This window comes from Proteiniclasticum ruminis DSM 24773, assembly GCF_000701905.1.
GTDB lineage: Bacteria > Bacillota > Clostridia > Clostridiales > Clostridiaceae > Proteiniclasticum > Proteiniclasticum ruminis.
In genome coordinates, this window is record NZ_JNKC01000004.1 from 265,974 (window position 1) to 291,711 (window position 25,738).

At 44.0% G+C, this 25,738-nt stretch carries 25 protein-coding genes; 4 read left to right on the forward strand and 21 right to left on the reverse strand.

Going from position 1 to position 25,738, the window contains the following annotated elements; genetic code table 11:
* Positions 1–36: 36 nt before the first annotated feature.
* From brnQ to T487_RS0106200, 7 genes are all read right to left on the reverse strand, one after another.
* On the reverse strand, positions 37–1,383 hold the full coding sequence (gene brnQ, locus T487_RS0106170; RefSeq protein WP_031575374.1) for a branched-chain amino acid transport system II carrier protein: 1,347 nt from the start codon (positions 1,381–1,383) through the stop codon (positions 37–39).
* Between the two features lie 46 nt (positions 1,384–1,429).
* Positions 1,430–2,134 carry a tRNA (N6-threonylcarbamoyladenosine(37)-N6)-methyltransferase TrmO gene (gene tsaA / locus T487_RS0106175; RefSeq protein ID WP_031575376.1) on the reverse strand — a complete coding sequence of 235 codons (705 nt, stop codon included), beginning with the start codon at positions 2,132–2,134 and terminating at the stop codon, positions 1,430–1,432.
* 24 nt (positions 2,135–2,158) lie between these two features.
* On the reverse strand, positions 2,159–3,043 hold the full coding sequence (locus tag T487_RS0106180) for an SDR family oxidoreductase (RefSeq protein WP_074542625.1): 885 nt from the start codon (positions 3,041–3,043) through the stop codon (positions 2,159–2,161).
* 150 nt (positions 3,044–3,193) lie between these two features.
* Positions 3,194–3,394: a dodecin family protein gene (locus tag T487_RS0106185; RefSeq protein ID WP_031575382.1), complete on the reverse strand. Its 201-nt coding sequence runs from the start codon at positions 3,392–3,394 to the stop codon at positions 3,194–3,196.
* 79 nt (positions 3,395–3,473) lie between these two features.
* A complete protein-coding gene (locus T487_RS0106190; RefSeq protein WP_143004608.1) occupies positions 3,474–3,914 on the reverse strand; it encodes a DUF2975 domain-containing protein in 441 nt (146 codons plus the stop codon).
* Between the two features lie 169 nt (positions 3,915–4,083).
* Positions 4,084–5,589: a gamma-glutamylcyclotransferase family protein gene (locus tag T487_RS15815; RefSeq protein WP_051651554.1), complete on the reverse strand. Its 1,506-nt coding sequence runs from the start codon at positions 5,587–5,589 to the stop codon at positions 4,084–4,086.
* Positions 5,590–5,677: 88 nt separating this feature from the next.
* Positions 5,678–6,583, reverse strand: a complete 906-nt coding sequence (locus tag T487_RS0106200; RefSeq protein ID WP_155953248.1) for a hypothetical protein — start codon at positions 6,581–6,583, stop codon at positions 5,678–5,680.
* Positions 6,584–7,106: 523 nt separating this feature from the next.
* Between T487_RS0106200 and T487_RS0106210 the strand changes: the two genes are divergently transcribed.
* The 3 genes from T487_RS0106210 to T487_RS0106220 all read left to right on the forward strand — a co-directional run bounded on the left by T487_RS0106210 (position 7,107) and on the right by T487_RS0106220 (position 11,098).
* Complete coding sequence (locus T487_RS0106210) at positions 7,107–8,228, forward strand: sugar ABC transporter substrate-binding protein (RefSeq protein ID WP_031575395.1); 1,122 nt, start codon at positions 7,107–7,109, stop codon at positions 8,226–8,228.
* A 133-nt stretch (positions 8,229–8,361) separates the two neighbouring features.
* Positions 8,362–9,897 carry a sugar ABC transporter ATP-binding protein gene (locus T487_RS0106215; RefSeq protein WP_031575398.1) on the forward strand — a complete coding sequence of 512 codons (1,536 nt, stop codon included), beginning with the start codon at positions 8,362–8,364 and terminating at the stop codon, positions 9,895–9,897.
* A gap of 22 nt (positions 9,898–9,919) precedes the next feature.
* Positions 9,920–11,098: a sugar ABC transporter permease gene (locus T487_RS0106220; RefSeq protein ID WP_031575401.1), complete on the forward strand. Its 1,179-nt coding sequence runs from the start codon at positions 9,920–9,922 to the stop codon at positions 11,096–11,098.
* Between the two features lie 142 nt (positions 11,099–11,240).
* Here the strand turns inward: T487_RS0106220 and T487_RS0106225 are convergent, their stop codons facing one another.
* From T487_RS0106225 to tnpB, 6 genes are all read right to left on the reverse strand, one after another.
* The gene (locus T487_RS0106225; protein ID WP_341349280.1) at positions 11,241–12,074 is read right to left on the reverse strand and encodes a DUF7507 domain-containing protein; all 834 of its coding nucleotides are present in this window, start codon (positions 12,072–12,074) and stop codon (positions 11,241–11,243) included.
* Positions 12,053–12,178, reverse strand: coding sequence for a hypothetical protein (locus tag T487_RS16745; protein ID WP_162178223.1), 126 nt, complete (start codon positions 12,176–12,178; stop codon positions 12,053–12,055). Before T487_RS16745 ends, T487_RS0106225 begins: the two co-directional genes overlap by 22 nt.
* A gap of 90 nt (positions 12,179–12,268) precedes the next feature.
* Entirely contained in the window at positions 12,269–12,661 is a 393-nt protein-coding gene (locus T487_RS0106235) for a DUF7507 domain-containing protein (protein WP_031575406.1), read from the reverse strand.
* A 79-nt stretch (positions 12,662–12,740) separates the two neighbouring features.
* Positions 12,741–13,085, reverse strand: a complete 345-nt coding sequence (locus tag T487_RS0106240; RefSeq protein WP_031575410.1) for an SdrD B-like domain-containing protein — start codon at positions 13,083–13,085, stop codon at positions 12,741–12,743.
* A gap of 48 nt (positions 13,086–13,133) precedes the next feature.
* A complete protein-coding gene (locus T487_RS0106245) occupies positions 13,134–13,859 on the reverse strand; it encodes a hypothetical protein (protein ID WP_031575413.1) in 726 nt (241 codons plus the stop codon).
* Positions 13,860–13,980: 121 nt separating this feature from the next.
* Entirely contained in the window at positions 13,981–15,078 is a 1,098-nt protein-coding gene (gene tnpB, locus T487_RS0106250; RefSeq protein WP_031575416.1) for an IS200/IS605 family element RNA-guided endonuclease TnpB, read from the reverse strand.
* 328 nt (positions 15,079–15,406) lie between these two features.
* On the opposite strand from tnpB, the gene T487_RS15820 reads away from it, so the two are divergent.
* Positions 15,407–16,846 (forward strand): MerR family transcriptional regulator, encoded by a 1,440-nt coding sequence (locus T487_RS15820; RefSeq protein WP_051651555.1) that lies wholly within the window; start codon positions 15,407–15,409, stop codon positions 16,844–16,846.
* A gap of 97 nt (positions 16,847–16,943) precedes the next feature.
* Here T487_RS15820 and T487_RS0106260 read toward each other — a convergent pair whose 3' ends face one another.
* The 8 genes from T487_RS0106260 to T487_RS15830 all read right to left on the reverse strand — a co-directional run bounded on the left by T487_RS0106260 (position 16,944) and on the right by T487_RS15830 (position 25,291).
* Positions 16,944–18,326: an MATE family efflux transporter gene (locus tag T487_RS0106260; protein WP_031575420.1), complete on the reverse strand. Its 1,383-nt coding sequence runs from the start codon at positions 18,324–18,326 to the stop codon at positions 16,944–16,946.
* 189 nt (positions 18,327–18,515) lie between these two features.
* Positions 18,516–19,700 (reverse strand): DUF2812 domain-containing protein, encoded by a 1,185-nt coding sequence (locus tag T487_RS0106270; RefSeq protein WP_031575423.1) that lies wholly within the window; start codon positions 19,698–19,700, stop codon positions 18,516–18,518.
* A gap of 58 nt (positions 19,701–19,758) precedes the next feature.
* Positions 19,759–20,949, reverse strand: coding sequence for a DUF2812 domain-containing protein (locus T487_RS0106275; RefSeq protein WP_031575426.1), 1,191 nt, complete (start codon positions 20,947–20,949; stop codon positions 19,759–19,761).
* Positions 20,946–21,251, reverse strand: a complete 306-nt coding sequence (locus T487_RS0106280; RefSeq protein ID WP_031575429.1) for a PadR family transcriptional regulator — start codon at positions 21,249–21,251, stop codon at positions 20,946–20,948. The genes T487_RS0106275 and T487_RS0106280 overlap by 4 nt, the downstream gene beginning before the upstream one ends.
* A 136-nt stretch (positions 21,252–21,387) precedes the next feature.
* Positions 21,388–21,756: an iron chaperone gene (locus T487_RS0106285; protein WP_031575433.1), complete on the reverse strand. Its 369-nt coding sequence runs from the start codon at positions 21,754–21,756 to the stop codon at positions 21,388–21,390.
* A 22-nt stretch (positions 21,757–21,778) separates the two neighbouring features.
* Entirely contained in the window at positions 21,779–22,264 is a 486-nt protein-coding gene (locus T487_RS0106290) for a cupin domain-containing protein (protein WP_031575435.1), read from the reverse strand.
* Positions 22,265–22,342: 78 nt separating this feature from the next.
* Positions 22,343–23,785, reverse strand: a complete 1,443-nt coding sequence (locus T487_RS15825; RefSeq protein WP_051651556.1) for a MerR family transcriptional regulator — start codon at positions 23,783–23,785, stop codon at positions 22,343–22,345.
* 54 nt (positions 23,786–23,839) lie between these two features.
* On the reverse strand, positions 23,840–25,291 hold the full coding sequence (locus tag T487_RS15830) for a MerR family transcriptional regulator (RefSeq protein WP_051651557.1): 1,452 nt from the start codon (positions 25,289–25,291) through the stop codon (positions 23,840–23,842).
* Positions 25,292–25,738: the final 447 nt, after the last annotated feature.

The window sequence follows — 25,738 nt, forward strand, 5'->3', positions numbered from 1 at the left end:
AAAAGCTCCGGTTTCCCGAAGCTCCTACACATTTTATTATGGATGGGACTTTCGAAGCTGCGCATACAAAGCGCCCACGAAAGCGCCAAGAGCCGCCGGAAGAATCCACCCAAGACCAAGATCGTAAAGGGGCAGATAATTTTTATAAAACTCCAGAATGCTGCTCAAGAAGCCCAAGGAAACGGAAGGCATAAACTGCAGAAGCGACACATACCCATCCAGGATGCTCACAGCAAAGGTGAGAAGAATCGCCATGAGAAACACTGGCCTTTTCAGGGGCAGGATTCCCGACAAAAGACTAAGAAGGATCAGCACAATGGCCACGGGATAGATGGTCATAAGCACCGGCACTGCCAGCTGGATGATCTTCGTGAGGCCAAAGTTTGCCACAAGTAAAGACACCAGCGTAAGAACCCGCACATAGGTTTTATAAGAGAATCTCCCGAAGGTTTCTTTGAAAAACTCACTGCAGGAAATGATGAGACCGATGCTGGTTTTGAGGCAGGCCAGTACAATGATGGCAGCAAGAAGCACCGCTCCATACTCCCCAAAATAATGCTTCGCCACGGCAGAAAACACCTGGCCGCCATTTTCAAAGGTGCCAAGAATCCCTACACTGGATGCGCCCATATAGACAATAAGCCCATAGATGAGGGCCATGAGGGCCATGGCAAAGACTCCTGAAATCAGCGTGGCTTTGGCCATATCCTTTTGAGAGGTGATGCCTCTTCCTTTTAAAGCCTGGATGACCACGATGCCAAAGGCAAGAGAAGCCAGAGCATCCATGGTGTTGTACCCTTCTTTAAACCCGGTGACAAAGCTTTCCTTCACATAGGTCCCTAAAGGGCTCTGAAAACTCCCCATGGGCTTCAGAAGACTCGTGAGAATAAGAAAAAAAAGGAAGAGAAGAAACAGCGGCGTCAGATATTTTCCGATATAGTCCACGATTTTTCCTGGTTTTAAGGAGTAGTAGTACACCAGGGAGAAAAACAGCAGGCTGAACAGGAACAGAAAAAGGCCAGACTGTCCTTCTTTGAGATAGGGCTCAAACCCCACCACAAAAGGAACCGTAGCCGTTCTTGGGATGGCAAAAAATGGTCCGATGGTGAGATACAGTGCCACTGAAAAAATCAGGGAGAACACTGGATGCACCTTATCTGCCAGTTCTTTCAGACCACTGGCGCCAGAAAGACCCATGGCCAGGATGCCTAAAAATGGAAGACCGATGGCGGTGGTGAGAAATCCTGCTAAAGCACCAAAGAACTCTGTCCCTGCACTTTGTCCCATCTGAATGGGAAAAACCAGATTTCCCGCACCAAAGAACATGCCAAAGAGCATGGTGCCGACAATGATGTACGTTGAAGTATTGTTTTTCTTGTTCAAAGTATTTCCTCTTTCTATAAAATAATAAAATATCCTTCCTATTCTATCATAGGATCTCCACTGAAAGCACCGTGAGATCAAGATCTTCCACACGGAATCTAACGTTCATTCCCCCGAAGCTTAGGCCATAGACTCTTTCGGGATCGTTCTGATAAGAAGGTCTTGGGTCTTCTTTCAGCACCGAAACCAGGGCTGCATACTTTTCTGGAATGATTTTATCCACAAGCTCTTTGGGAATATCCACAGAAAGTTTTGGCTTTTCCACTTCAAAGATCCCGCACTGGGCTTCCTCATGGCTGTCTGAATAAGGCAGATAAGGCTTGATGTCCACAATGGGGGTTCCATCCATAAGATCTGCCCCTTGCACCAGAAGAACAGGCCCTTTCACAGGATCCATCTCCACCCCTTTCAGCTTCACAGCAGAAAGACCCAGATGGTTTGGCCTAAAAGGAGATCTTGTGGCAAAAACACCCAGTCTCTTGTTTCCTCCAAGCCTTGGTGGCCTTACCGTCGGTGTCCATCCTCCCTCCACAGCTTCTGAGAACTGCCAGATGAGCCACAGATGGGTGAAGTTCTCCATGCCTTTCACTGCATCCTCTGTTCTGTAGCCCGGTTCAAAGACAATTCTCCCTTCTAAATCCTCCACAAGGCCACCCTGCCTTGGAATGCCGAACTTTGAGGGAAAATCCGTCTCAATCCTTGCAATGATGTCTATTTCGATTTTTTGATTTCCTGTTGTTTCTTCCTTCATATTCCGCACCTTTCTTTTTCTCCGTCAGGCACCCGTGTGCCCATGATTCTCTTTGAGTTTCTCTTCTATCTCCTTGAAATGCACTCCCGTGAAGTCCTCCGTCCACTGAAAGAGCTTTTTTGAAAGCTCTTCGTCCCGGGCTTTTCTGGAAACCTTCGCTGGTTTTCCATTGTAGAAGTATTCTCCAGTGATCCCTTCCACAGAAGGGTCTGTGGCCAAACACACCGCCGTGGCCGCCCCTTCCTCAGGGCTTCTGAAAAACGGCTTCAGAAGCTTCGTGATGCTTTTTCCAAACCCAGTCTCCCGGTTTACGCCCATGTCGGTGGCAACCGCACCAGGATGGCAGCTGTTCACCGAAATACTATATGGAGCAAGCTTCTTTGAGAGCTCTTTGGCAAAGAGCACATTGGCAAGCTTCGACTGTCCATAGGCTTTGAAAGGACGAAAGCTCTTTTCAAGGGAGAGATCCTCAAAATAAATGTCTCCCCATTTATGGGCACCGGAGGCCACCTGAACGATGCGGCTTCCTTTGTGGAGCCTTTCAAGAAGAAGGAGGGTCAAAAGAAAATGTCCCACATGGTTCACCCCAAACTGCATCTCCAGTCCTTCTTTCGAAAGCTCTCTTTGGGTGGTGATGACCCCAGCGTTATTCAGCATCACGTCTATTTTCTCATAGGTTTCTCCAATGAAGGACGCTGCCCTTCGGACGGACTGAAGATCCGACAGATCGCAGAGAATCAGATGAAAGCATCCCGGCTGCTCTTCATTCAGCATTTTGAAGGCTTCGTTTCCTCTTTTTTCACTGCGGACCAGCATCAACACAAAATATCCTTTTCTTGCCAGCATCCTGGCAGAAGCCATCCCCATGCCTGAATTTGCGCCGGTCACCAGGGCGATCTTCTTCTCCATTCTCATTTCCCCTTTGCTTTATGCCATGACTTTTCTTTCTATCTTATCACAGTTCTTCCCGTTTCAATATTGCGGAAACATCAGAGATCCTTAGCCTGTTTGCCTCACTCCGCAAAAAAGCCGCAGCTTCTTTTGCTGCAGCTCTTTTATTCAGTCTACGAGGAAAGATATTTTGACATTCACTCTATAAGTAGTAATTTCTTCGCCCTCTACCACAGCCTGCATTTCTTTCACATACACAGACTTGATGTTCTTCACGGTTTTTGAAGCTTCCTTCACTGCATCTCTTGTTGCGGCTTCCCAGCCATCTTTAGATTCTGCTAGAAGCTCAATAACTTTCACAACTGCCATAACCTAAGGACCTCCTTGCTTTATTTTTTATCATCATAACAAAGAAGCATAGAGAAACTATGAGGAATCTCCAAACAATCTATGAATCCTCTTGTTCTTTCTCTAAAAAGAGACTGAAAAGCGCATAACCTGCTCCTCCAAATAAGATGGGTAAGCTGAAGAATAAAATGAGTCCAGGTGCATCGTCAACGTCTGCCAGACGGTAAGTAAAGGGCAGCATCAGCAGAAAAATGATACTAAAGACCGCGGCAGAGGCTCTGGCTTTTCTCCATATACTCTGCCTGTTCTTCCCCGCTGCATCTTCTCTTTCCTTCAGCAGGCTTAGCATGAGCTGAAGGAGATAAATCACGGGCAGGATGGACAGGTACAGACCTCCAATGAGCGGATAAAGTAAACCCGCATAGCGTGGATTCACAGGCTCTTCCAAAAGAGAGAACAGAAACATCAAAGAGACCCCCACAATCACAACTGTTAATAGCACCAGAAAACTTTTTAGATACAGCTTATACCATTTTTTCATCACAATCACGCTCTACTGTTAAGGTATCCACAGAAGGATCTCAGCCGTTCTGTGAACTCAGAGCTATTTTATCATCATTTTTATTGAATAACAATAAAAATATATTATTATTCAATTCTATACCATTTCTTCATTCCTGACCTGTTCCTGGCGAACCGCGTGGTAAGACTTATCTGAATGCGTTCCGATCTTCCACGTAATCCTCCAGAAGAGTCTTCTCCACATTGGGATAATTCTCCAACAGTCCTTCCAAGAGTACACTTTTATAGAGTGCTCCCGCATCATTTTTTGCCTTCACTCTTTTACTGGTGAAAGTCATGGCAGGAATGCCCTCGATATCTTTCAGCCTCACTGGAAGACCGTACCAGGAAGTGTCTTCGTCCGGTTCATTTCCACCATTTTCTTCCCGTAGGATATGCTGATACTGGGTTTTTGTCACAAGATAGGCCACGCCATAGGCTTTTCCAGGCTTTGTGGTATCCAGAAAAGAGACGCCTTTTCCTTCCCAGGAGTCGGATTTTCCGCCATAGTACATGTCAAAGGGTATAGTGACCTTCTTCTTTCTCCTTGGGAGCCTTCTGTCTATGCATTCTTTCTGATGTCTCCCAAGCCCTCGGAAGCTTCCGCCCTCCAGATAATACCTGAACCGCTCAAGAAGCATATTGGACCCGTAGGAAACATACCAGATGAGTTCTTCCTTGGGGACCCATGGCTGATCCGTGACTGCCACTTTATTCTTCTTTTCCACTTCATGAAGATACACATAGGTGCCCACAGGATAAAGCATGATGCCCTCCTGCCATACGGAAACTTCACGATAGCTGTAGAGATGCCCTTCCCCCTCCAGATGATGAATCCGCTGCAATGTTTCACGGGTGACTTCATAGACCTCGCCTAAGACTGTACCGTCCTTCTCTTCTTTAATCCCAGGATAGCTCCCCAAGTGATACAGTGCGAAGTCCCTCAGATTTGCTTCACCAAGATATCTGCTTCCAGAAAGATATGCCTCATGATTCCTGTTTCCTTTCATTAGAGTCCCATAGACAAAAATTCTTGCCATTTCGTTTTCTCCTCTCAGTTTTTTCAGTAGTGCTTTTGCTTCTTCTGTATTGTCTTCTCCCCAGTCAGAATAGACCGCTTCCCTGCGGCATTTCCATGCAAGATAATCCACCGCTGCCTGGAATGCCTTTGAAAACTCCGGTGCATCCTCTGGAAATCTTTGGAGAAACTCCGCTACATTTCCTTCTTCAAAGAGTCTCAAGGTTTCCATAAGGCCTCTTAGTCCGTCATGTCCTGCCCCTAAAAACCCTCTGCCTGTTGCGCCGTGAAGAAGGCTTCTGAAAATCTCATCAAATCCATCGAGAGTGGTAACTTTCTCCAGATTCTTCAGCTTCATCTGCATCAGAATGGCACAGGAAATATACGTTGGGCGATAAAAGTAACGGACTCTGGAGTCACTGGGCATCTCCTCTGGTGAAGCAAGGCCCAAGAAGTACAGTTTCTCATTTCTTGGAAGCGCCTTGGCATCCTGCAGCATTTTTCTTGCATAGGCCACGGCATCCTCTTCAGAAACTCCCCCGGACTTGATTTCTCTAAAGTCCTCCATGAGCTTGGCAATGATCTTTTCCATTTCCATGGTATCGATGGTTTCTGGTCTGTAAAATGTGTTTTTCATACAATTTCCTCCTCATGTTTTCTTTTGCTTTATGTTTTCATGATAGAGGATGGAATTGATTCTTGGTATGAAACCCGGTTTCAACTTTTTAGTACAGCTCTTCTTTGGTATAGGCACTTCTCAGGACACGGTCAAAGAATACGGTCCTTACCCCCTCTTTATACTCAATCTTCAGGAGGCTTCCTTCATAGGTACCCGGGATACATAGGCAATCCTCCAGAAAGACAGCACTGCCGTCCTCTTCCAGGTACTCCATATAAAAAGACTTTTCATTTTTCAAGCAGTCCATGAGTACGCTCGGTCCATCCGTCGTCTTAAAACGCTTCTCCTCAAGAAAAACATCGCTCTCTGAGCTTGCTAAAGCCTCATAAAATGCAGTATCTTCCTGAAAAAGCTCTTTGGATACCTGAAGAATTCTATTTTTCCCATAGGAAGAAAGCTGCATCCAAAGGTCTTCTGCTGATTTCTGCGCATAAGCCTTCATCAATGGATTCTCCATCATCATTTGGAGACCCTTCAGCGCTGCAATGACTTGGGTCAGGTTCCAGGTGAGAAAAAACGGATGAACGGTGGAACTGAGCAAGACTTTTCCATTTTTTCTCTCCATATCCCGGATCTCGAACTTCCTGCCTAAGATTTGAATGGGATCCTCATCCAGACCCCGGAGCTTTTTAAGATCTTCCTCCAGCGTCCTTGTGCTCACCCATAAGCGTTCACTCAAATCCTCTATATTGAGATCTCCACCTTGAAGCTCCTTTGCCAGATACATCTGACGCTCAAAGGTATTCCACACCTCCACTTCAGGAAAAGAGACTTCTATGCTGCACTGATGCACCTCTATAAGATACTGAAGAAATCTCTTATAGACGAGGATTGCTGTACCTTTATGACTCTTATAGGATCGAACCGCATCTTTCATCGCCCGTTCCAGCTCTTCCTTTTCCAGATGATCTACTGTGTACTGAACTTCCAGCATCTTCAAAATTGATTCCACGGTGCTTTCTTTCAGTGAACTATATCCGAAATACTTCTGATAATTCTTCGGTTTAAGATTTCCTCAAACCAGTTCGGTCCTCTCCCCTTCTTCATATGCCCATCTCCTTGATCTTCATTTCTTGTATTTGTTTTATATATCTACATCTTACTTGCAAAAATCAATCATGGGAACCTATAGTTTCATCAAATGAATTTTACATAGTATTATGAGTCCATCTCATATAAATATAACAATAATCGAAAAATCAGCCTATTTTTTTCTGATACTAGAGTTTAACCCAAGTTAAATCTATGTTTTTTCAATAATTCTTAAACCTGTACGAACAAGATTGACAACGTTTACTTAATTCGTTAAACTAAATACGAACAGACCTAAATAGGCTTGTTAAATTTCGACAGCTATGCTCCGACTCTGAAAAGTGCCGTACCTTACCTTGAATTGGCTAAAAATTCAGTGAAATTAAGGCATTTATCCAGAACCGGCAGTTTTTGCTGTCAAAAAAAAAGAGAGGGGTAAAAGAATGAAAAAGAACCGTAAACTTGTCATCTTATCCGCACTGCTTACCGCCATGATGCTGTTTTCCGTAGCCTGTTCCTCCGGTGATAAAGAAGGAAATGGCGATGGAAGTGTGGATATCGGGATCGTTCTTCCTACAAAAGATGAGCCTCGCTGGGTTCAGGATGAGACCAGATTCAAAGAAGCTCTTGCAGATACAGACTACTCTGTAGAAATTCTCTTCAGCCAGGGATCCTCTGCGAAAGAAAAAGAAAATGTGGAATCACTTCTGACCAAGGGAATCAAAGTGCTGATCATCTGCCCACACGATGGAGATGCTGCTGCTGCCGCTGCTGAAGCTGCTGCTGCTGAAGGCGTAAAAGTCATCTCTTACGACCGTCTTATCACTGGTACTGACGCTGTAGATTACTATGTGACATTTGACTCCGTTGCTGTTGGTGCGGCCCAGGGCCAGTATCTCATCGACAAAGCTTCCGGCAAAGACAATCCACTCTATCTCTATGCCGGCGCAGCAACAGACAACAACGCATTCCTGTTCTTTGAAGGCGCATGGAGCGTTCTTCAGCCTAAAGTCAAGGATGGCACCTTTGTCATCAAGAACTCCCCAGAAGCTGTAGCACTTCAGGACAAAGCTGAGCTGACCCGTGATGAAATGTCCAAGATCATCGGACAGATCACCACCAACTGGGATTTCAACGAAGCCAAGAACAAAGCAGAATCTCACCTGACAGCCGCATCTGCTGCAGATAAAGGTGATGTATACATTCTTGCGCCAAACGATGGAACTGCAAGATCCATTGCGGACACCTTTGCCACAGACAGTGATGTTACAAGCTTTGTTGTGACAGGACAGGATGCTGAAAAGGCTTCCATTCAGTACATCATCGATGGAAAGCAATCCATGACTGTATTTAAAGACGTGAGAACCCTTGTAAAAGACTCCATCGACATGGCTGTTTCCATTCTGAAGGGCGAAACCCCTGGAACCACAGGCGCCTATGACAACAAGAACAAAGAAGTTCCTGCAAAGCAGACTGAAGTTATTACTGTGGATCAGGAAAATGTAAAGGCAGCCCTCATTGACTCTGGATATTATGAAGCATCGGAGTTTACTGGACTGGAATAGCAGCTGAACTCACAAAAAAAATAAAGTACCTTCAAATAGTGAAAGCCATTTTGGCTTTCACTATTTATGATATACGAGACCTGGAAAGGCCATGGTCTTTTCCGGGCATCAGCAAACAGAGGAGAGGGAATATATGGAAACTGCCCTTCAGACAGATTATATTCTGGAAATGAAAAACATCACCAAAGTCTTCCCAGGGGTAAAAGCCCTGGATGATGTGAACTTCAAGGTGAAACGCGGAGAGATCCACTGCCTTGTAGGAGAAAATGGTGCCGGTAAATCCACCCTGATGAAAGTGCTCTCTGGTGTATGGCCCTATAGGTCCTATGAAGGAGACATCCTTCTTCATGGAGAAGTGCAGAAGTACCAGGGCATCCATGACAGCGAAAAAGCAGGAATTGCCATCATCTATCAGGAACTGGCGCTGATTCCTGAGCTTTCTGTCTATGAAAACATCTATCTGGGCCACGAAATCAAAAAAGGCAGATTCATCGACTGGAACGAGACCATCAAAATGTCCAAAGAAATGCTGAAAAAAGTACGGCTCAATATGAATCCCGAAACCAAAATCAAGGAACTTGGCGTCGGTAAGCAGCAGCTCATCGAAATCGCCAAGGCCTTCAGTAAAGACGCCCGCCTCATCATCCTGGATGAGCCCACGGCTGCGCTGAACGATGACGACTCCGCCAATCTTCTGGAACTTCTGCTGGAGCTGAAGAAAGAAGGCGTCACCTCCATCATGATCAGCCATAAGCTGAAGGAAGTCATCCACATCGCAGATACTGTCACTGTCCTTCGGGATGGAAAGACCATCTGCTCCCTGTCCAAAGAGAAGGGAGAAATCTCAGAACCAGTCCTCATCCGAAACATGGTGGGCAGAGCCATTGATGACATCTTCCCCAAACGGCTGGAAAAGAATCTGGGAGACATACTTCTAGAAGTAAGAAATCTCAGTGCTGTGGATCCCAAAAACGGCAAAAAGGTACTGAAAAATGTCAGCATCCATGCGAGAAAAGGTGAAGTGGTCGGGATTGCCGGCCTCATCGGTGCAGGAAGAACAGAGCTTGCCTCCTGCATCTTCGGAAACCCCAAAGGCTTCAAGATGCAGGGAGATATATTCGTAGACGGTGAAAAACATACCTTCCATCATCCGAAAGATGCCATCAGAAAAGGCATCGCCTATGTCACTGAAGACCGAAAAAAAGAAGGACTGATCCTTCTTCAGGATATTAAGAACAACATCAGTCTGGCCAACCTCAAAGGCATCTCTTCCAGCGGCATTGTCAATGACAATGAGGAGATCACCGTAGGTGAATCCTACCGGAAATCTCTTGGCATCAAAACCCCTTCGGTGGAGCAGCTCACAAGAAACTTAAGCGGTGGAAACCAGCAGAAGGTTTCCCTGGGCAAATGGCTCAACACAAAACCCATGGTTCTCATTCTGGATGAGCCCACCCGAGGCATCGATGTAGGCGCAAAGTTTGAGATCTACACCATCATCAACAGCCTGGTCAAAGAAGGCATGAGCATCATCATGATTTCCTCCGAGCTTCCGGAAATTCTGGGCATGAGCGACCGCGTCTACGTGGTTGCAGAAGGCAAAATCACAGGAGAATTGTCTGTGGAAGACGCCACCCAGGATAAAATCATGGAACTTGCCACAGTCTGAGAACAAAGAGGAGGAAGAAAAAATGGAACTGCTTAACGATCTCAAAACCATGCTCAAAAAAAATATCCGTGAATACGGCATGTTCATTGCCCTTTTTGCCATTATGCTGGTATTCTCCATCCTCAGTGATGGGGTGTTCATGTCTCCACGAAACATCAGCAACCTCATAAACTCCATGGGCTACATCGCAGTCCTTGCTGTCGGCATGACCCTTATTCTGATCATCAAGCACATTGATCTCTCCGTGGGATATGTGGCAGGATTCCTTGGTGCTGTAGCAGCAATGCTCATGACTTCCTGGGATCTGCCTGTTCTTCTTGTGATTCCCATCATTCTTTTTCTGGGCATCCTCATTGGACTGTTCAATGGCTTCATGGTCGCAAAGCTTCAGCTCCCAGCCTTCGTGGTATCCCTTGCGGGGATGCTGATTTTTAGAGGGGCTCTTCTTCAGGTCACAGCAAAAACCGGAACCATCATCATTCCGAATAAAACCTTCAACAACATCGGCGTCGGTTATATTCCAGACCCCGTGAAGCTCATTCCGGGCTTTCATACCTTAACTTTAGTCATTGGCGCACTTTTCATCGTTTTCTTCATACTGTCACAGTTCAAGAACCGGAAAAACAAACTGAAATATCAGTTTGAAGTGGTCCCAATTAAGATCTTCTACATCAAGCTGGTTTTTGTATCCGCACTCATCGCTTATGTGACCTATATTCTCTCGGACTATAATGGTCTTTCCTGGACCGTGGTCATTGTCCTCATCGTGGTGGCTCTTTACCATTTCCTCACCACAAAGACCGTTCTTGGAAGACACATCTATGCTGTGGGCGGTAACGATGAAGCGGCAAAGCTCAGCGGAATTGACGTAAAAAAGGTCACCCTTTTCGTCTTCTCCTCCATGAGCATGCTGGCTGCCCTCTCCGGTATTCTCTATACCGCAAGACTCCAGTCAGCAACAGTCACCGCAGGAACTGGATTTGAACTAGATGCCATCGCCTCTGCCTATGTGGGCGGTGTTTCCGCAGCTGGTGGCGTAGGAAAGGTCACAGGCTCCATCATTGGAGCCCTGGTTATGGCTTCTCTCACTAGCGGTATGAACCTACTTAATGTAGGTGCATCCTACCAGTACATCATCCGTGGTGCCATCCTCATTCTCGCTGTGGTCTTTGATGTACAGACCAGGAACAAAGCAAAATAGCGTGCTTCAAAAGAATACCAAAAAAGAAAGGAACCACCGATCGTAAGCTCGGTGGTTCCTCATTTTTGTCTAGGGAGGAGATTCCAAAGTCAGACCCGGAACCTCCTTTTGATTGTCACACCTTTAGGTCTTGTCCTTTATTCTAGTACTTGGTTGTATTGTAGAAAGCATTCATCTCCCAGAAAGGAACATAGGTCTCTGAATGCGCTGCGATGTAGATTGAGCCAGCTTTCTTTAACGTAATCTCATAGGTGAAGCTTGTAGTCTGGTCTTTGATCACCGGTTTATATGGTAACTGTCCAGGATCTGCTGTGTATACCGATGTCTTTCCGGTCTTCTTCACTGGCAGAGGCGTTTCTCCTACATAGAGGTGAATCTTCTTCAGAGAGAATCCAGGCTCCATCTCGTATCTCAAGGTTACCAGCTTGTTGTAATACTCTACATACAGTTTGCCTGCCAGAAGTCCCTTGCTGATGTCATTTTGTCCTGCGCCTGTATAGATTGGGAAAATGTAGCTGCCTTCAGGCAGTGGACCATTGGCCCAGCCCCATTTAGCATTGGCAACTAAAGTGTTGATTGGGATGGCAAAGTCTCCGCCAAAGGCCCATCCGGTCTCCATATAGAGCATCTGTCTGACTTCCACAATTTCTGTGTCGCTGTCTCTGATCTCATTAGGAAGTCCTGCAGGATTTGCAAGAACAGACGCTGTATTTTCAAGCATGCCGCTGTCCGCTGTGGTGAGCAGTCTTGTGTACTGAACTTCTTCAGAAGCGCCAATGGCTAAGGAGCCGCTGAATCCAGCTAATGTTCCTGCCAGGGTATCCTTCACAACGACGTTCACAAGATCAATGTCTCCCGTATTTGTGATTTTCACCGTGTAGGTCAGGGTATCTCCCACATGGGCCATGGAGGTATTGACACTCTTCTCCAGCTTGATATGAGGATGTACCAGATCTACCGATACGCTGTCTTCCAGTCTGTCAGTACAAAGGTTGTTTCAGGTGTATCTGCTGTGCTCAGATTCTTCACAGTCACTGTATAGTGTACTGTCTCTCCAGGTACAGCTTTCACTTTGTCCACTTTCTTTTCAATGCTGTAACTTGCTGGAAGAGGTTGACGCTGTACTTGGAATCGGAAGATACTTCTTTCGAGAAGGCATCATTCACATACTTAATAAGTCGCCGTAACACTGTTCAGGAATGGATCTTCTGCCTCTTCTGGAATCAGGAAGGATTTTGTGACCTTCTCCTTCTCTCCCACACCAAGGGTAGTCTTCAGGAAAAGAGAGGTGAGGTCAAAATCAAATGTACTGTCATAAATCTTTACTTTTTCCAGTGGTAAATCGCCGATGTTCTCCACTTCAAAGCTGTAGGTGGTTTCATCACCAATCTTGGAGAGTTCATCACCAGTTTTTGTGATCTTGATCATTGGATCTACAATGGTTGTTTCATCAAAAGCAGCTCCACTATACTTATTTGGGAACTTTTTAAAAGCGGTGACATAGTAGGCTTCGTTCTTAATGATGGATCCTCTCTCCGCATCCAATGGAATGGTATAGTTCATCTCTTCGCCGTCAAAGATCTTACTCTCCCCTGGGAGCAGCTTAAAGGTTTTTGCTGTAGCATCTTTAAAACCAAGGAGCTCATCTGTGAGAACAAAGAATGGTATCTCCAGAAGCTAGCATCAGCATAGAAGGGATCCTCCATCTCCAGCTGCCCTCACCCAGTACATCTTCTTTGTGTGAAATAGCTCCAATGGGCAGGGACTCCACTTTATTTGGATAGGTCTGCATATAGTTTGGTTCCATCATCTCATAGACAAGAAGCTCTGAGCCGTAGGACAACTCTTCAAACATGTATACACCACTCGCATCTGTCTTGGTCTCCAGTGGCACCAGGATGTCTTCGATTTTACCGATGAGCTTGATGGTCCAGTTTGGAAGTCCTGTCTCTCCTTCATCAAACATTCCATTGTTGTTGGTATCCAAGAACTTTTTACCCGTTACTGTACGATAGGTCTCAGATGCATCTGGAAGCTATACATCTCTGCTTCCTTTCACATCCAGCATACTAAAGTGTCCGCTGGATCCTGTCTCAGGTCCGGAACCATATCCAATGGGATCAAAGTCCAGCACATTATAGATATAGCCGCCCCAGCCTGCTGGTGCACCACTTGCATAAGCTTTCTGAAGATCTCTTGAGAAAATGGAGTTTCTGGCCAGGTGAAGCTCAAAATAAATGTAGAACGAATCTACAGTATAGGGATCCTTTCCCTGGGTCTCCAATGCATTCATAATATCTTCAGCCGTAACGATAAACGATCTTTTTTGATCGTAAATACTACCAACTTTACCGATTGATCCAGTCACAGCAGAGCAGTTCATCTGAGAATTTGGAAGGTTCAGCAGTTCATACTCATCCCAGATATTTTCTCCCGGATGGTTCTGAGCGATGTTCACATTCTCCGGTGTGCCCAGTGAATATGCATTTCCGTCAGCCATTGGCCATCCTTCTGCAAAACCAAGCTCATCTGTACCAACCTGAATGCCCTTCACCAGGTCCACAAACATGCCCCACTCAACACTGCCACCAATGGGATACGCAGCACTATACCAGATGGTGAGATCCGGAAAATTCTGGAATCCTGGGTAAAGGCTCTGGAAATTGGAGATTTTCGCTTTACCTGGGAAATACTCTCCTTCCGCATAAGATTTACCAAGGTTACCCGTCGTCCAGCCTCCGTCCCAATCCTTTGTGTCCACAGTGAACTACTCGCCACTTAAATGATTGACATCATTTTGAAGTGGGAGCTTCTTGGTCAATATCTCCAATGAGATAAGTATCTCCAAGCTCAACGGGTGGTCCCCACCCTGAAAAACTATATCAACCTATTTTCAGCAGATTCTTAGCTGCGTTATGGTCTCGGTCATGCGTTGTGTGACAATTTGGACAAGTCCATTCTCTGACGGCGAGGTTTTTGACCTCGCTGTTTTTATGTCCACAAACATGACAAAGCTGGCTGGATGCAAAGAAAGCATCTGCCTTATTAATAGTTCTTCCGTACCATTCCGCCTTATAACAAAGTATACTCACGAAAGTAGACCAGGATGCGTCGGAGATGGATTTCGCTAGTTTATGGTTCTTCAGCATATTTTCAACTCTTAAGGTTTCAATATTGATGACTTGGTTTTCGTCTATCAATCGAGAAGAAACCTTATGGAGATAATCTAACCTCTGATTAGCCACTTTCTCATGGACAATGGCCAGTTTTTGCTTGTTCTTGTAGTAGTTGTTGGAACCTTTGACCTTTCGAGATAAATCCCTCTGTAGTTTTTTGATTTTTGCTTCACCTTGAGCCAGAAACTTTGGATTCAGAATGACTGTTTCATCAGAAAGTGAAGCGTAAGTCTTGATTCCAAGGTCAATAGCAATCTTGTTTTGTGATTCGGCTTTAGGCTGAATGTCTTCTTCGGTCAAGATAGAAACAAAGAATTTTCCACTTGAAGTCCTACTGATGGTCACTGATTTTAGAGATACCTCATCTGGAATGTGGCGATGATATTTTATACGAATCATCGACTTCAGCTTTGGGATTTTCAGATACTTCTTGTCAATAATGTCGATGGTTCCTTTCTGATTGTTGGTGGTATAGCTTTGACCATAGGCTTTCTTTTTGTACTTAGGAAAGCCTTGATTAGTGTTTCCTTTCTTTTGTTCCCGAAAGAAGTTTTTATAGGCTTTCTCCAGGTTCAGCTGAGCATTGGCTAACGCCAATGAATCTACTTCCTTGAGAAACTCATGCTCTTTCTTGTATTGAGCGGGTGTGTTTTTTAACATTTGACCTGATTCTTCATAGTGCTTTATTTTGTCATAGAGCATGACATTGTATATAAAACGGACACAACCAAAGGTTTTTGCGAAAAACACTTTCTGTGCATCCGTAGGATAAATTCGATATCGATACGCTTTATTTACAATCATCTCATCAACCCCTTTTTATATATTATGCCCAACAGAGATAAAAAATATTCATTCTTGTGCAAAATAAAAAACGATTCATCCTCCACCTATAGAGGATAGGGGAATTCTCGCTGATTTTAGTTAAATCCTTCTAAGGTAACGCTACCAACAAAATCTGCAGAATACACGATTTTCGTACCGAAGTTCAGCGTCGTCACCATGAGATCAGCACATGCATCTCTAGCAGTCACGAAATCCCACAAAATCCACTGCTATTTCAGGTCATATATTGACTCTAAAGCTGCTTCATACCTTATAATGAAGAAAAGACACAGAAAGGATTGACTTCATGAAGATTAAAGATGTAGAAAAGCGTACACATATGGATCGGGCAACCTTATATTATTATGAAAAAGAAGGACTCCTGTCTCCAGAGAGAACCGAAAACGGATACCGGATCTATAGCGCAGAAGATCTCCTTATGATTGAAAAAATCAAACTGCTCCGTTCTCTTCAGATATCCATTGAAGAGTTAAAGGCACTGAAAAGAGAAGAGACCTCTCTATCTTCTGTGCTGAAAACCCAGCTGAACCTCCTCTCTTCTGAAGAAAAAAAATCCCAGGACGCAAAAGAAATATGCCAGAAGATGCTTGCTCAGGGAGAAACTTTTGTGACTCTCTACCCAGAGCAGTACCTGAAATCAGAGGAAGACACCACATTCCTGAATAGATATGACGATTCTCCCGAAGAGCTTCCTCAGGTCTATGACCCGATACGAAGATTCTTTGCCAGATTTTTTGATTACACCCTTTATATTACACTTTGGTATCTGGCGCTTTATCTCACGCTGCGCATCGACCTTCAGAACCGCTCCTTCCTTTATCTCCTATTGGATCAGATGGTTACGATGGCTCTGATGCTTGTTGTAGAGCCAGTGTTATTGACACTGTATAAAACAACTCCCGGAAAGAAGATTTTTGGATTGCGGATAGAACACAGTGACGGTACACCACTTCAGTATCATGAGGGGTTCTCCCGAACTTTTCTGGTTCTACTGGAAGGGATGGGGTTTCTCGTTCCCTTAGTCTCACTCTTTACTCTCATTATTTCCTATAACCGCTGTATTCAGGGAGAGATTCAGCCATGGGATAAAAATATCGCCTACAGGATAAAAGACCGCAATGCCTTAAGAGGAGTTCTATTTGCTGTACTATGCACTATACTTCTCAGCATCACCGTACTGCTCCAGTACTTATACTTCATGCCACCAAACCGGGGAAATTTGACGGTAGAAGAATTCACGGAGAACTTCAGCCACTACCAAAAGATTTATAATCTTCCTCTGAATGGTAAGAGGCTTAAGTCTTCTGCAGCATGGGAATCACCTTACGACTTCAGGGATCTTTATCTTCCACACCATGTAACAACACCGCCAAATCTGACCTTCACCATGAAAGACGGCTTCGTAGAAGCAGTATCCTTTGATATTGATGTGAGAGACACAGACTTTTATGTCTACCACTATGGAGAATATATGAGCCTCATCAGCCTGGCATTGATGACACCTGAATGGAACCTGGCCACCACCCGGGAGAAAGCAGACAAGCTTGTGGACTACTTTTCCTGGAACTCCTCCTCTTCCTATACGATGAATGTTTTGGGGGTGGAAATTGACAATGATGTCCTATTCGAAGGCTTCGAGGAGACACACAACCACACCATGCCTCTCCGGGATGTAGAGACCAATTTCTACAGGCAAAAGTTTCTTGCAGCCAAGTCTATTCCCTGACAAAGTAAAAGCAAAGGAGTTCGATAGCGTATCGGATTCCTTTGCTTTTGTGTTATGTAATACAGTTCAATAGTTATCTCTAATTGGATGTAGCTTTCTACAATACTTCTCTTGTCCATCGGTTGGACTGATAGATATAGTACCCATAAAGCACCACCAGGATATTGGAGACATTCATGGCAATCCAGACACCTCTCTGACCTAACCCAGTGAACTGGTTGAAGATGAGAATCAAAGGGATTCTCACAAGCCAAAGCCTTCCAATGGCCATGAACATGGAGTAGTTTGTATGCCCCGCTCCCTGGAAGAGGCCCTGAAAGATGGAGAAAAGTCCCATGAGCGGTATGGTTGGCAGAATATAAATAAGGTACTCCAAGCTTTGGGACACCATGAGCTCTTCTGCTGTTGGGGTGAAGAAATAAATCAGCTCCGTTCTGAAGATATAGATAAGTGCACTGCCCACGAGGCTGATGAGAAGCGACAGCTTCACCGCTTTCCAGAAGCCTTCCTTGACCCGCTCCGGATTCTTCGCTCCCATATTCTGTCCTACGATGGAGGTGAGCCCTGACCCAATGCCCATGGCAGGCATCATGATGATGTTGTTGATGCGGTTGATGAGAGCAAAAGCTGCTAAAAGTGATGTACCATAGGATGCGATAAAGGTGTTGAGTAGAATGAACCCAAAAGCAGCACCTGACTGCCCCGTGGCACTGGGGAGCCCCACCTTCACAATCCGCTTCAGCTTCTTTGTTTCCAGAGGAATGTTTTTAAAAGACACCGAAAACGCCTTGGATGTTTTTCTCATCATGTAGTAACCAAGAAACATCAGCACCACATGAGCAATAGAGGTAGCAGCTGCTGCCCCTCCTACCCCCATGCCAAGTCCACGGATTCCTAATAGGGGTATTTCTGAAAAAATGAAAAATGGATCCAGAATGATATTCACCACCGCCGCGATGCTGTTGACGATGGTGGAGGATTTCGTATTTCCTTGGGCATTCATGATGGCCATGAACCCCATAAAAAGGATATGCGGAGGCACACCCAGGAAAATGATCTTCAGATATTCTGTGGAAAGAGCTCCAAATCGGCCCTCACCACCCATGAACTGAATGATATAGGGTGATGAGATATAGCCTAGCCCTCCGAGAATCAGTCCAATAAACCCACTGAAGAGGATCACATGATATGCGTACTCTTTTGCTTCCTTCTGCTTGTTTCTGCCAATGAGCTGCGCAAGGATGGAAGTGCCTGCGATTTGCACCCCCATACCAATGGCCTGAAAAAGAAACATCACAGGATTCACAAAAGACACCGCCGCAAACTCCGTGGTGCCGAGCTGCCCCACAAAGTACGCATCCGCCATATTGTAGAGTGTCATAATGAGATTGTTCACAATGAGCGGAAAAGAGATCATAAGAAGCACCGAGTACATGGGCCCCTTCAAGATCATCTCAGTCTTCGATGCCTTATCTGTCATTTTTAATTGTTCTGTTTCTGCCATGGTTTTTCCCTCACTTACACTGGTACACCAATCTCTTAAACTTCAGTTTCATCTCTCTGATATAGTTCAATATACCATGGATTTAAGAGATTCTGGACTTCTCTCCGGTACAGATTCTCCTCTAAAAGATACAAAAGGGAAGCTCCCGCTTCCCTTTGTACTTCACTATTCACTTCTAGAAACTGACGTATCATTGAGACTTTCTGAGATCTTCAGCAGAATCGATTCCCTTGAAGGTTCCTTATCTGTATGATAGAACGTACGAAGAACCAGGTCTCCTTTAACTGCAACAATTTCCCACTTATTCCTAACATAGACTTCATCTAGTCCATCAACAATCACTTCTTCAAAATCACTGACAACAATTCCATAGTATAAGCTGACTTTCAGCGATTCCAGTAACCTATCACGAATCCTTTGACTTTTGATCAGATATACCTCTTGATCCAGAGAGCTGTATCCATCAGTTCTATCACTGAACTCCTGTGTTTTTATCACTTCCCCGAAAATCGTCTTCCTGCTTCTATATTTCCCCTCATAAGCATCGGATGATTCTTCCTTTTGAAATTCTCCTTCATGAAGCTTCTCAAGGGTTACGAAGGGCCCTTCAAAAGAGCTGGGAGTATCTCCTCTTACTGAGGTGGAACCTTCAATGAGCCCTAAAATCAGAACCGCTGAAACAAATACTGCAACAACACCTTTTTTCCAGATTCTAATCACCTTTTCAAAAGGGGTGATTGTCCTAAGAGGTACACCTTTTTTTAGTTTCAAGATGAGGTACTGACTGCTGATCATCCCTACAACATAATACCCAATACCTAATGCAATCGTTCCAAATAGAAGGAATCCAAATGCAGGCGTATCAATGAGCACTTTATAGACGCCATCTGAAATGAATCTGAGATATGCGCCAACACTTCTTTTTGGATATCCAGCCGTCTGTATCGCAAAGAGAATAGCATATGTGACAATCATCGACAGAAATTCCTTCAGAAAACTCTTTCTCAATATCTTAATAGACTCTATCTGATCTTCTGGATTCGTGTAGAGTTCTGGTGGGTCCGTATCCTTTTCTGCAGAAAAAATCTGAATCTGACGCTTTCCGCATACATGGCTCCAACCACACTCCTCATAAACAAGGATCTGTTCTTCTGGAATCTTTCCATCTTCCAGCCTTTTATCGTCCACGATCTCCACCCGGTAGCTAAGGTTCTTTGGTTCTTCTTTTCGGAATCTGCTGAGATAATGGCCTCTCTTTTCAAGAATCAGGCCTTTCTTAGCCTTTCTCTCATAGAACTCTTCCGTTTCTACAAGCGAAAAAGAACTTGGATTCAAACTGTATCTTTTCATATAAGCCCTCCAGAATTATTCTGTCGTTCATTAGAGTTTCAGCTCTTTCATTCTGTCTTTATGATTTTCCAGAAGACCGTTCTTTACTGTTAAGAATCTCCGAGAGCTTTAAAAGAAACTCTTCTTGTGATAACTGGTTTTCAGATAATGTTGTAATTCTAAAGACAAAATCATCCTTTACTACTACCATGTCAAACCTGTCTTTCAAAAAAACTTCATCCAGTCCAGCTACACTCATCTCAACATAGTCTTCTCGATATAAACCATAAGTGTTTTCATTTTTCAGTACATCTACCAGTCTGTTCCTGAGTTTATCATTCTTGATCTCATAGACTACCTGAATGAAAGTAATGCCATTATAAAATTGATTGCTGCTTTCCTGGATCTTAATGATTTCTCCCCAGATGGTATTTTTCTTTCTATAGTAGTCCTCTCCCAGTATGGAGTAATCACCCGGAGGTGCTTTTTTGATATCAAAGTCTGAAAGTGTTACATAAGGTCCTGCTGCTTCACTGGGATCTTCCCGCTTCTCATATGTGAGGATCTCAGGAGCACTCATTAGAAGCAGTCCGACCAAAACTACAATGATTGCTCCTTTTTTCAAAGGCTTCACTTTCTTTGCTAATGGCTTGATTTTTCGAAGGGGTATTCCCTTCTTCAGCCTGGAAATATAGTACTGACTGCTGGCAATACCAAAGATGTAATTTCCAATTCCATTGAAAAGAATCAGTATGAAGAGTATCGCAAGAGGGGGCTGAATTATGAGAAGTTCGAAATATGAGGAACCCATATTCTTCATAAAATCCCCAAAATTACTTCCACCAAATGCTCGAAGATTTGCTAGGAACATAAGTGACCATGAGGCCAACAAACTGATAAATGCGATAAGATCAGTTTTCCTTAGTATCTTAATGGATTCGATCTGATCTTCCGGCTGGTAGTAAAGTTCTGGAGGATCTGTACTCTTGTCTGCTGAAAAAATCTGAATATGGCGGTGCCCACATACATGGGTCCAGCCGCATTCTTCGTAGATGGCGACCTGCTCTTCCGGTATCTTGTGTTCTTCCAATTTATCATAGTCGATGACTTCCACCCGGTAGCTGAGATTGTTTGGCTCTTCCTTTCTGAATCTGCTTAAATAGTTTCCTCTTTTCTCAACAAGCAGACCGTTCTCTGCCTTTTTCTCATAGAACTCTTCAATTTCAGATAAAGAATAGGAACTTGGATGAAAACAGTACTTTTTCTTCATGTGAGATCCTCCAGTATTTTTCCATCATCCACCTGATTTTTCAGGCGCTGATATTCTTCTTTCAGGGCTTCTATGCCTAGGGCTGTGATATGGTAGGTTTTTTTTCGTCCTTCTTCTTCCACAAGTCCGATGAGACCTTCTTTATTCATCCGGGTGAGCACGCCATAGAGGGTTCCTGGCCCCATGAGAAGCCTTCCCTTGGAAAGCTCTTTGATGCTTTGCATCATGCCATAGCCATGGCTGGGATGAATGAGGGATAAAAGGATATAGAATGTGGCTTCAGTCATGGGTGTGCTGCTCATTTCCCGTCTCAACTCCTACTATTATGCTACGCGATATATCGTGTAACATAATAGTAGCGGAGAATACACCTGAATGTCAAGAGTTCCAACAAAAAAAGAGCCTCTCACCCTATGAGAAACCCTTCTTTACTATGCCCTATCTCCAGAACCCTGGATGTTCTTTCTTGTCTTCGATATTATATGCAATCATCTTATGAAGAAGCTCAAAATCCACAGGTTCTTTCCACGGAATCTGAAAAAGCTCTTTCAAAAGTGGATACTTCGCCTTTTTAATATCGTCCTGAAACTTCTGAAGGCAGGCTCTTTCCGGTCCCACTGAAATGTGTCCCTTGGACACACTGAAGCCGATGATAAAGGTGCCATGATCTGTAAACATAGGCTGTTTCCACTTCACTTTTTCCTGAAGCTCTGGAAACTCCTTCCGAATGTAAGAAAAAATCGAAACCAGCCGTTCCCTTTTCTCACTTTCTTCTACTGTTTCCAGAAACTCTTGAAAAGTATTCATCCTTCCTCACCTCCTTGACTATTTACTCCGGCAGTACTTCATAGGCAAGTTTATCAATGATTTCCTGATGCTGAGGAAATTCTGAAGCAAGTTCCTTCTTCGTGAACAGCTTAAAGTCTTTAAAATCAAAGCCAGGCACCACGGTGCAGCTGACTAAGGCATACCCTTCTTCTACAGATGAACCGAAGATCTCACCTGCTTTCACCGTATGGTGCGGCACCATCCCAGCTTCCAGCCCCAATACTGTTTTCTCATAGGTGCCATCTCTTAGAATGGAATGTACCGTCAATGGATTTCCTCCATGGTAAAACCAGAGCTCATCCGACACCAGCTGATGAAAATGGGATGGGCTCTCCTTTGTGAGAAGAAAATAGATATTGGTATACAGGGGCAGATTCGCTTCTTCTTTACCGTATCTTTCTTCTGATCTGTCTGTCTGTCTGAAAAATCCACCTTCTGGATGGGGCTGTAAATTCAGTTCTTTGATCCATTCTTCTGCAGTTCTCATGATGCACCTCGCGTTTTTCTTTCAGTATAACAAAAAACTCTACAGATTTTGTGAACCTCTAGAGTTTTTCTGCATAGTCTATGGCAGTGTGATCTTATAGGAATGTTTAAAATAACGATCCGTGGAGGTTTCCTGGGGGATGATGAAGCCTCCCCCACCTGTATATCCTCTGTAGTCCACCGTAGAGTCTGCTACCACGCCTTTATGTTTCATGGTAAAATCCTCCATGGTCTTTTCATAAATCTCCTTCATTATATCTTCAGGTTTCAAAGAAGAGAAAAATCTTCCTTTTTCCTCTGCTCCTGCTGCGGAAAGATAGGCAAGGCCCATATAGTCTCCATTGGTTGCAATGAACTCATCCACATCTCCAATACTGGTCTCAAAGTAAAGCGTACTCAAATACGCTCCGTCCACTTCAAACTGAAAGTCTGGCCTAATGGAGTAATTCAGCACCTCAATAACATAACCATCCTGCTCCACCTCCACCCAGTCTCCATGCTCATTGAGCTGTTCTAGAGGTTCCATATCAAAGTACGCTTCATAGTAGCGGTAGTTCTCGGAAAACTCTGTTAGAGTAAGTTGTCCCCGATGGGGTGGCAGTGTCTGATATCCCATGAAAAAGAAGATACTCAGAAGGTAAAAACCATAAGCAGCCACAAAAAGTACTGGCCTGAAATTCCTTTCATCCTTCAGTCTATAGGAAAATCCAAGCTCCCACGGCTGCTGCTCTTTCTCATCTGCCCGTTTATAAGATTTGTAGAGTGTGTACAGCTCCAAAAACGTAATATTAAATGCCAGCCCATAATAAAGCACCCCTAAAGTTCTTGTAAAGGCTTCCTGGTAACTTGGAAACTCTCCATCCTCTCGTCGGACCACCAGACCCCATATGGCTTTTCCTGGTGTTGTCCCAAGCTTAGAAAGAAGCAGTGGCTCCACCAGGAGCATGAGAATCGTTCCAAGAATCGTATCCACGATATTATCAAACCTATTGTGATTTCTAAGAAAATCATGAAATACAAAAACTCTTACAATGGTGATGAGTAGTGTATAAAAAGCAAGATCCAGGACTCTTGCAAAGAATCTTCGCCATGGTGCATAAATCTGAGGAGTCCTGTCTTCCTTTTCTGGATAATAGGGACGTCCCGTTTCTTTTTCCTTCTCCTCCAGGAGATGAAGATACTTTAGTCCGTCAAGGTTCTCCAGGCTGTCCACTTCATTTTTCATAACCACACATACTTCTTTGGCGTAGTGAATCTGCCCCTCTTCATTTTCAAGTGTACTGATCCGCTCTTCCAAGGTTTCTCTGATTGAAGACGCTCCAGAGAATATTCTTTTGATTTCTTCCACCGTCATATGAAGACTTCGGAAAAGTTTAATCTTATAGAGCGCTTCCAGATCTTCTTCTCCATACTCCCGGTATCCATTCTCCAGTCTCTTTGGATGAATCAGTCCTTCACTCTCATAAAACCGGATACTAGATCTCTCTAGACCTGTTTTTTCTTCCACTTCCTTAATTTGCATAAGCTTCCTCCTCTATACTTCTGTATCTTGCTCTTCTCACCTGACCCAAAATCTTCAAGGAACAATCATGCGATACCTGAGTGAAAACTCATGGATGTCCGAATCATCTATGGGCAGGAGAGGTCTCAAACCTACTCTATTTTCATACCCTTCATAAGAGATCTCTGAAGATACTTTTACGCCGTCTCTTTGAATCTCCCCGGAGGTTTGTGCCAAAGGCCCCATACCAAAGATTTCTGAACTGGGATTCAAATCCAGTATTCCCACATCCTTCTGTGCTCCGACCATCGCAAGATAGGCAAGTGTCATTTCTATCTCATATGTGGCTATGGGAAGCTTCTTGTTTTTCACATGGATTTCAAAAGAAACCTCTTCTAAACGATTGTCCCTCACATAATACTTAAACATAGGGATCTCCCGATAGATGAGATCAAGATGGAATGGATCTCTCTCCTTGTTCCGAACCCATTGGCCATAGTCGTCAAAATCGTAGTCTTCATAGGATACATTCAGATACTTCGCATAATACCTGTAATTTTCCACATATTCAGCCAGCGTGAGATCTCCTCTGTTTGGGGGTAGGGTCTGGACCCTTTGTATGAAAACAGACATGACACTATAGAAAAGGATGACTCCTATAAAAAGGTTCAGTTCCAGATTGCGAAGCTTCCGGAAACTGTATACTTCACTGTGATCTTCCCAAGGGAGACTCTCTCCTTGCATCACCAACTGATAACTTCTGTACATGAAATACCAGGACAGTACCGGAATGAAAAATGCCATCCCTTTGACCATGATCCCTTTGGTTCTAAATTTCAGCACTGGATAAGACATATATTCTCCTGATTCATCTCGAAGCTCGATACCCATGACATATTTCCCCAGCGTTGTGCCAAATCTTGAAAGCAGTACTGGTTCAAGAAAAAACATCAGAATCAAAGCAATCACAACATCTGCCGTATGGTTCAGTATCGTGTCATTTCTCAGGATCTGTCCAAAGATCAGTGTGCGTATCGTCATGACCATAAGCTTGTAGACGTAGAGGTCCAACATTCTTGCTGTAAACCTTCTGACGCACTCTTTTCGGTCCATGGCAGGAAGCTTTATTTTTTCATAGTATTTCCTGCCTGTGCTCTTCTCTTTGTCATTTAGACGATTGAGATACTTCTCTCCATCCAAATCCTCAAGGCTTACGTCTTCTTGAATGATCTCTTGACACAGTTCTTCTGCAAAGGATGTAGCATCTATTGCTTTCTGAAGTTCAGAACCCCGATTTGTCAGGAATGAGCCCAAAGCAGTTCCACCCGAAAAGACCTCCTTCACTTCTTCCACTGTTGCACCAAGGCTACGAAGCAGCTTAATTTTATAGAGTGCTTCCAGATTTTCTTCTCCATACTCCCGGTATCCGTTTTCCAGTCTCCTTGGATGAATCAGACCTTCTTTCTCATAAAAACGGATACTGGATCTCTCTAGACCTGTTTTTTCTTCCACTTCCTTAATTTGCATAAGCTCTCCCCCCTTGTGTTACTTCTATTCTAAACTATAATCAAAGATTACAGTCAAGAACTATCGGCGCTTACTTCATATTTTTCTTTCATTAGAACCCTATATGAATTCTATGGGCTATATAAGATACATTTTTCATCCATGGCATGCCATCCCCCTACATATCAGCACTCCCCTTTAAAACATTGAATAAGGGGAGATAAAATGGTATGCTCAATTATATTGAGAATACAAAGAATACGAGGTTATTAGAAGAATGGAAAACTTAAATCTACTCCCTGTACTTTTAGCAAGTGATATTAATGTATATAGCATGGCAAGGGCTTTTCATGAAGAATACAATGTTCAATCTCTCATGGTGGCTAGAGACCTTTCTGGTCCTGTCATGAATTCTAAAATTCTAAGGTACTGGGAAGAGAAAGAATTAGATGATTCCAAAGTATTTTT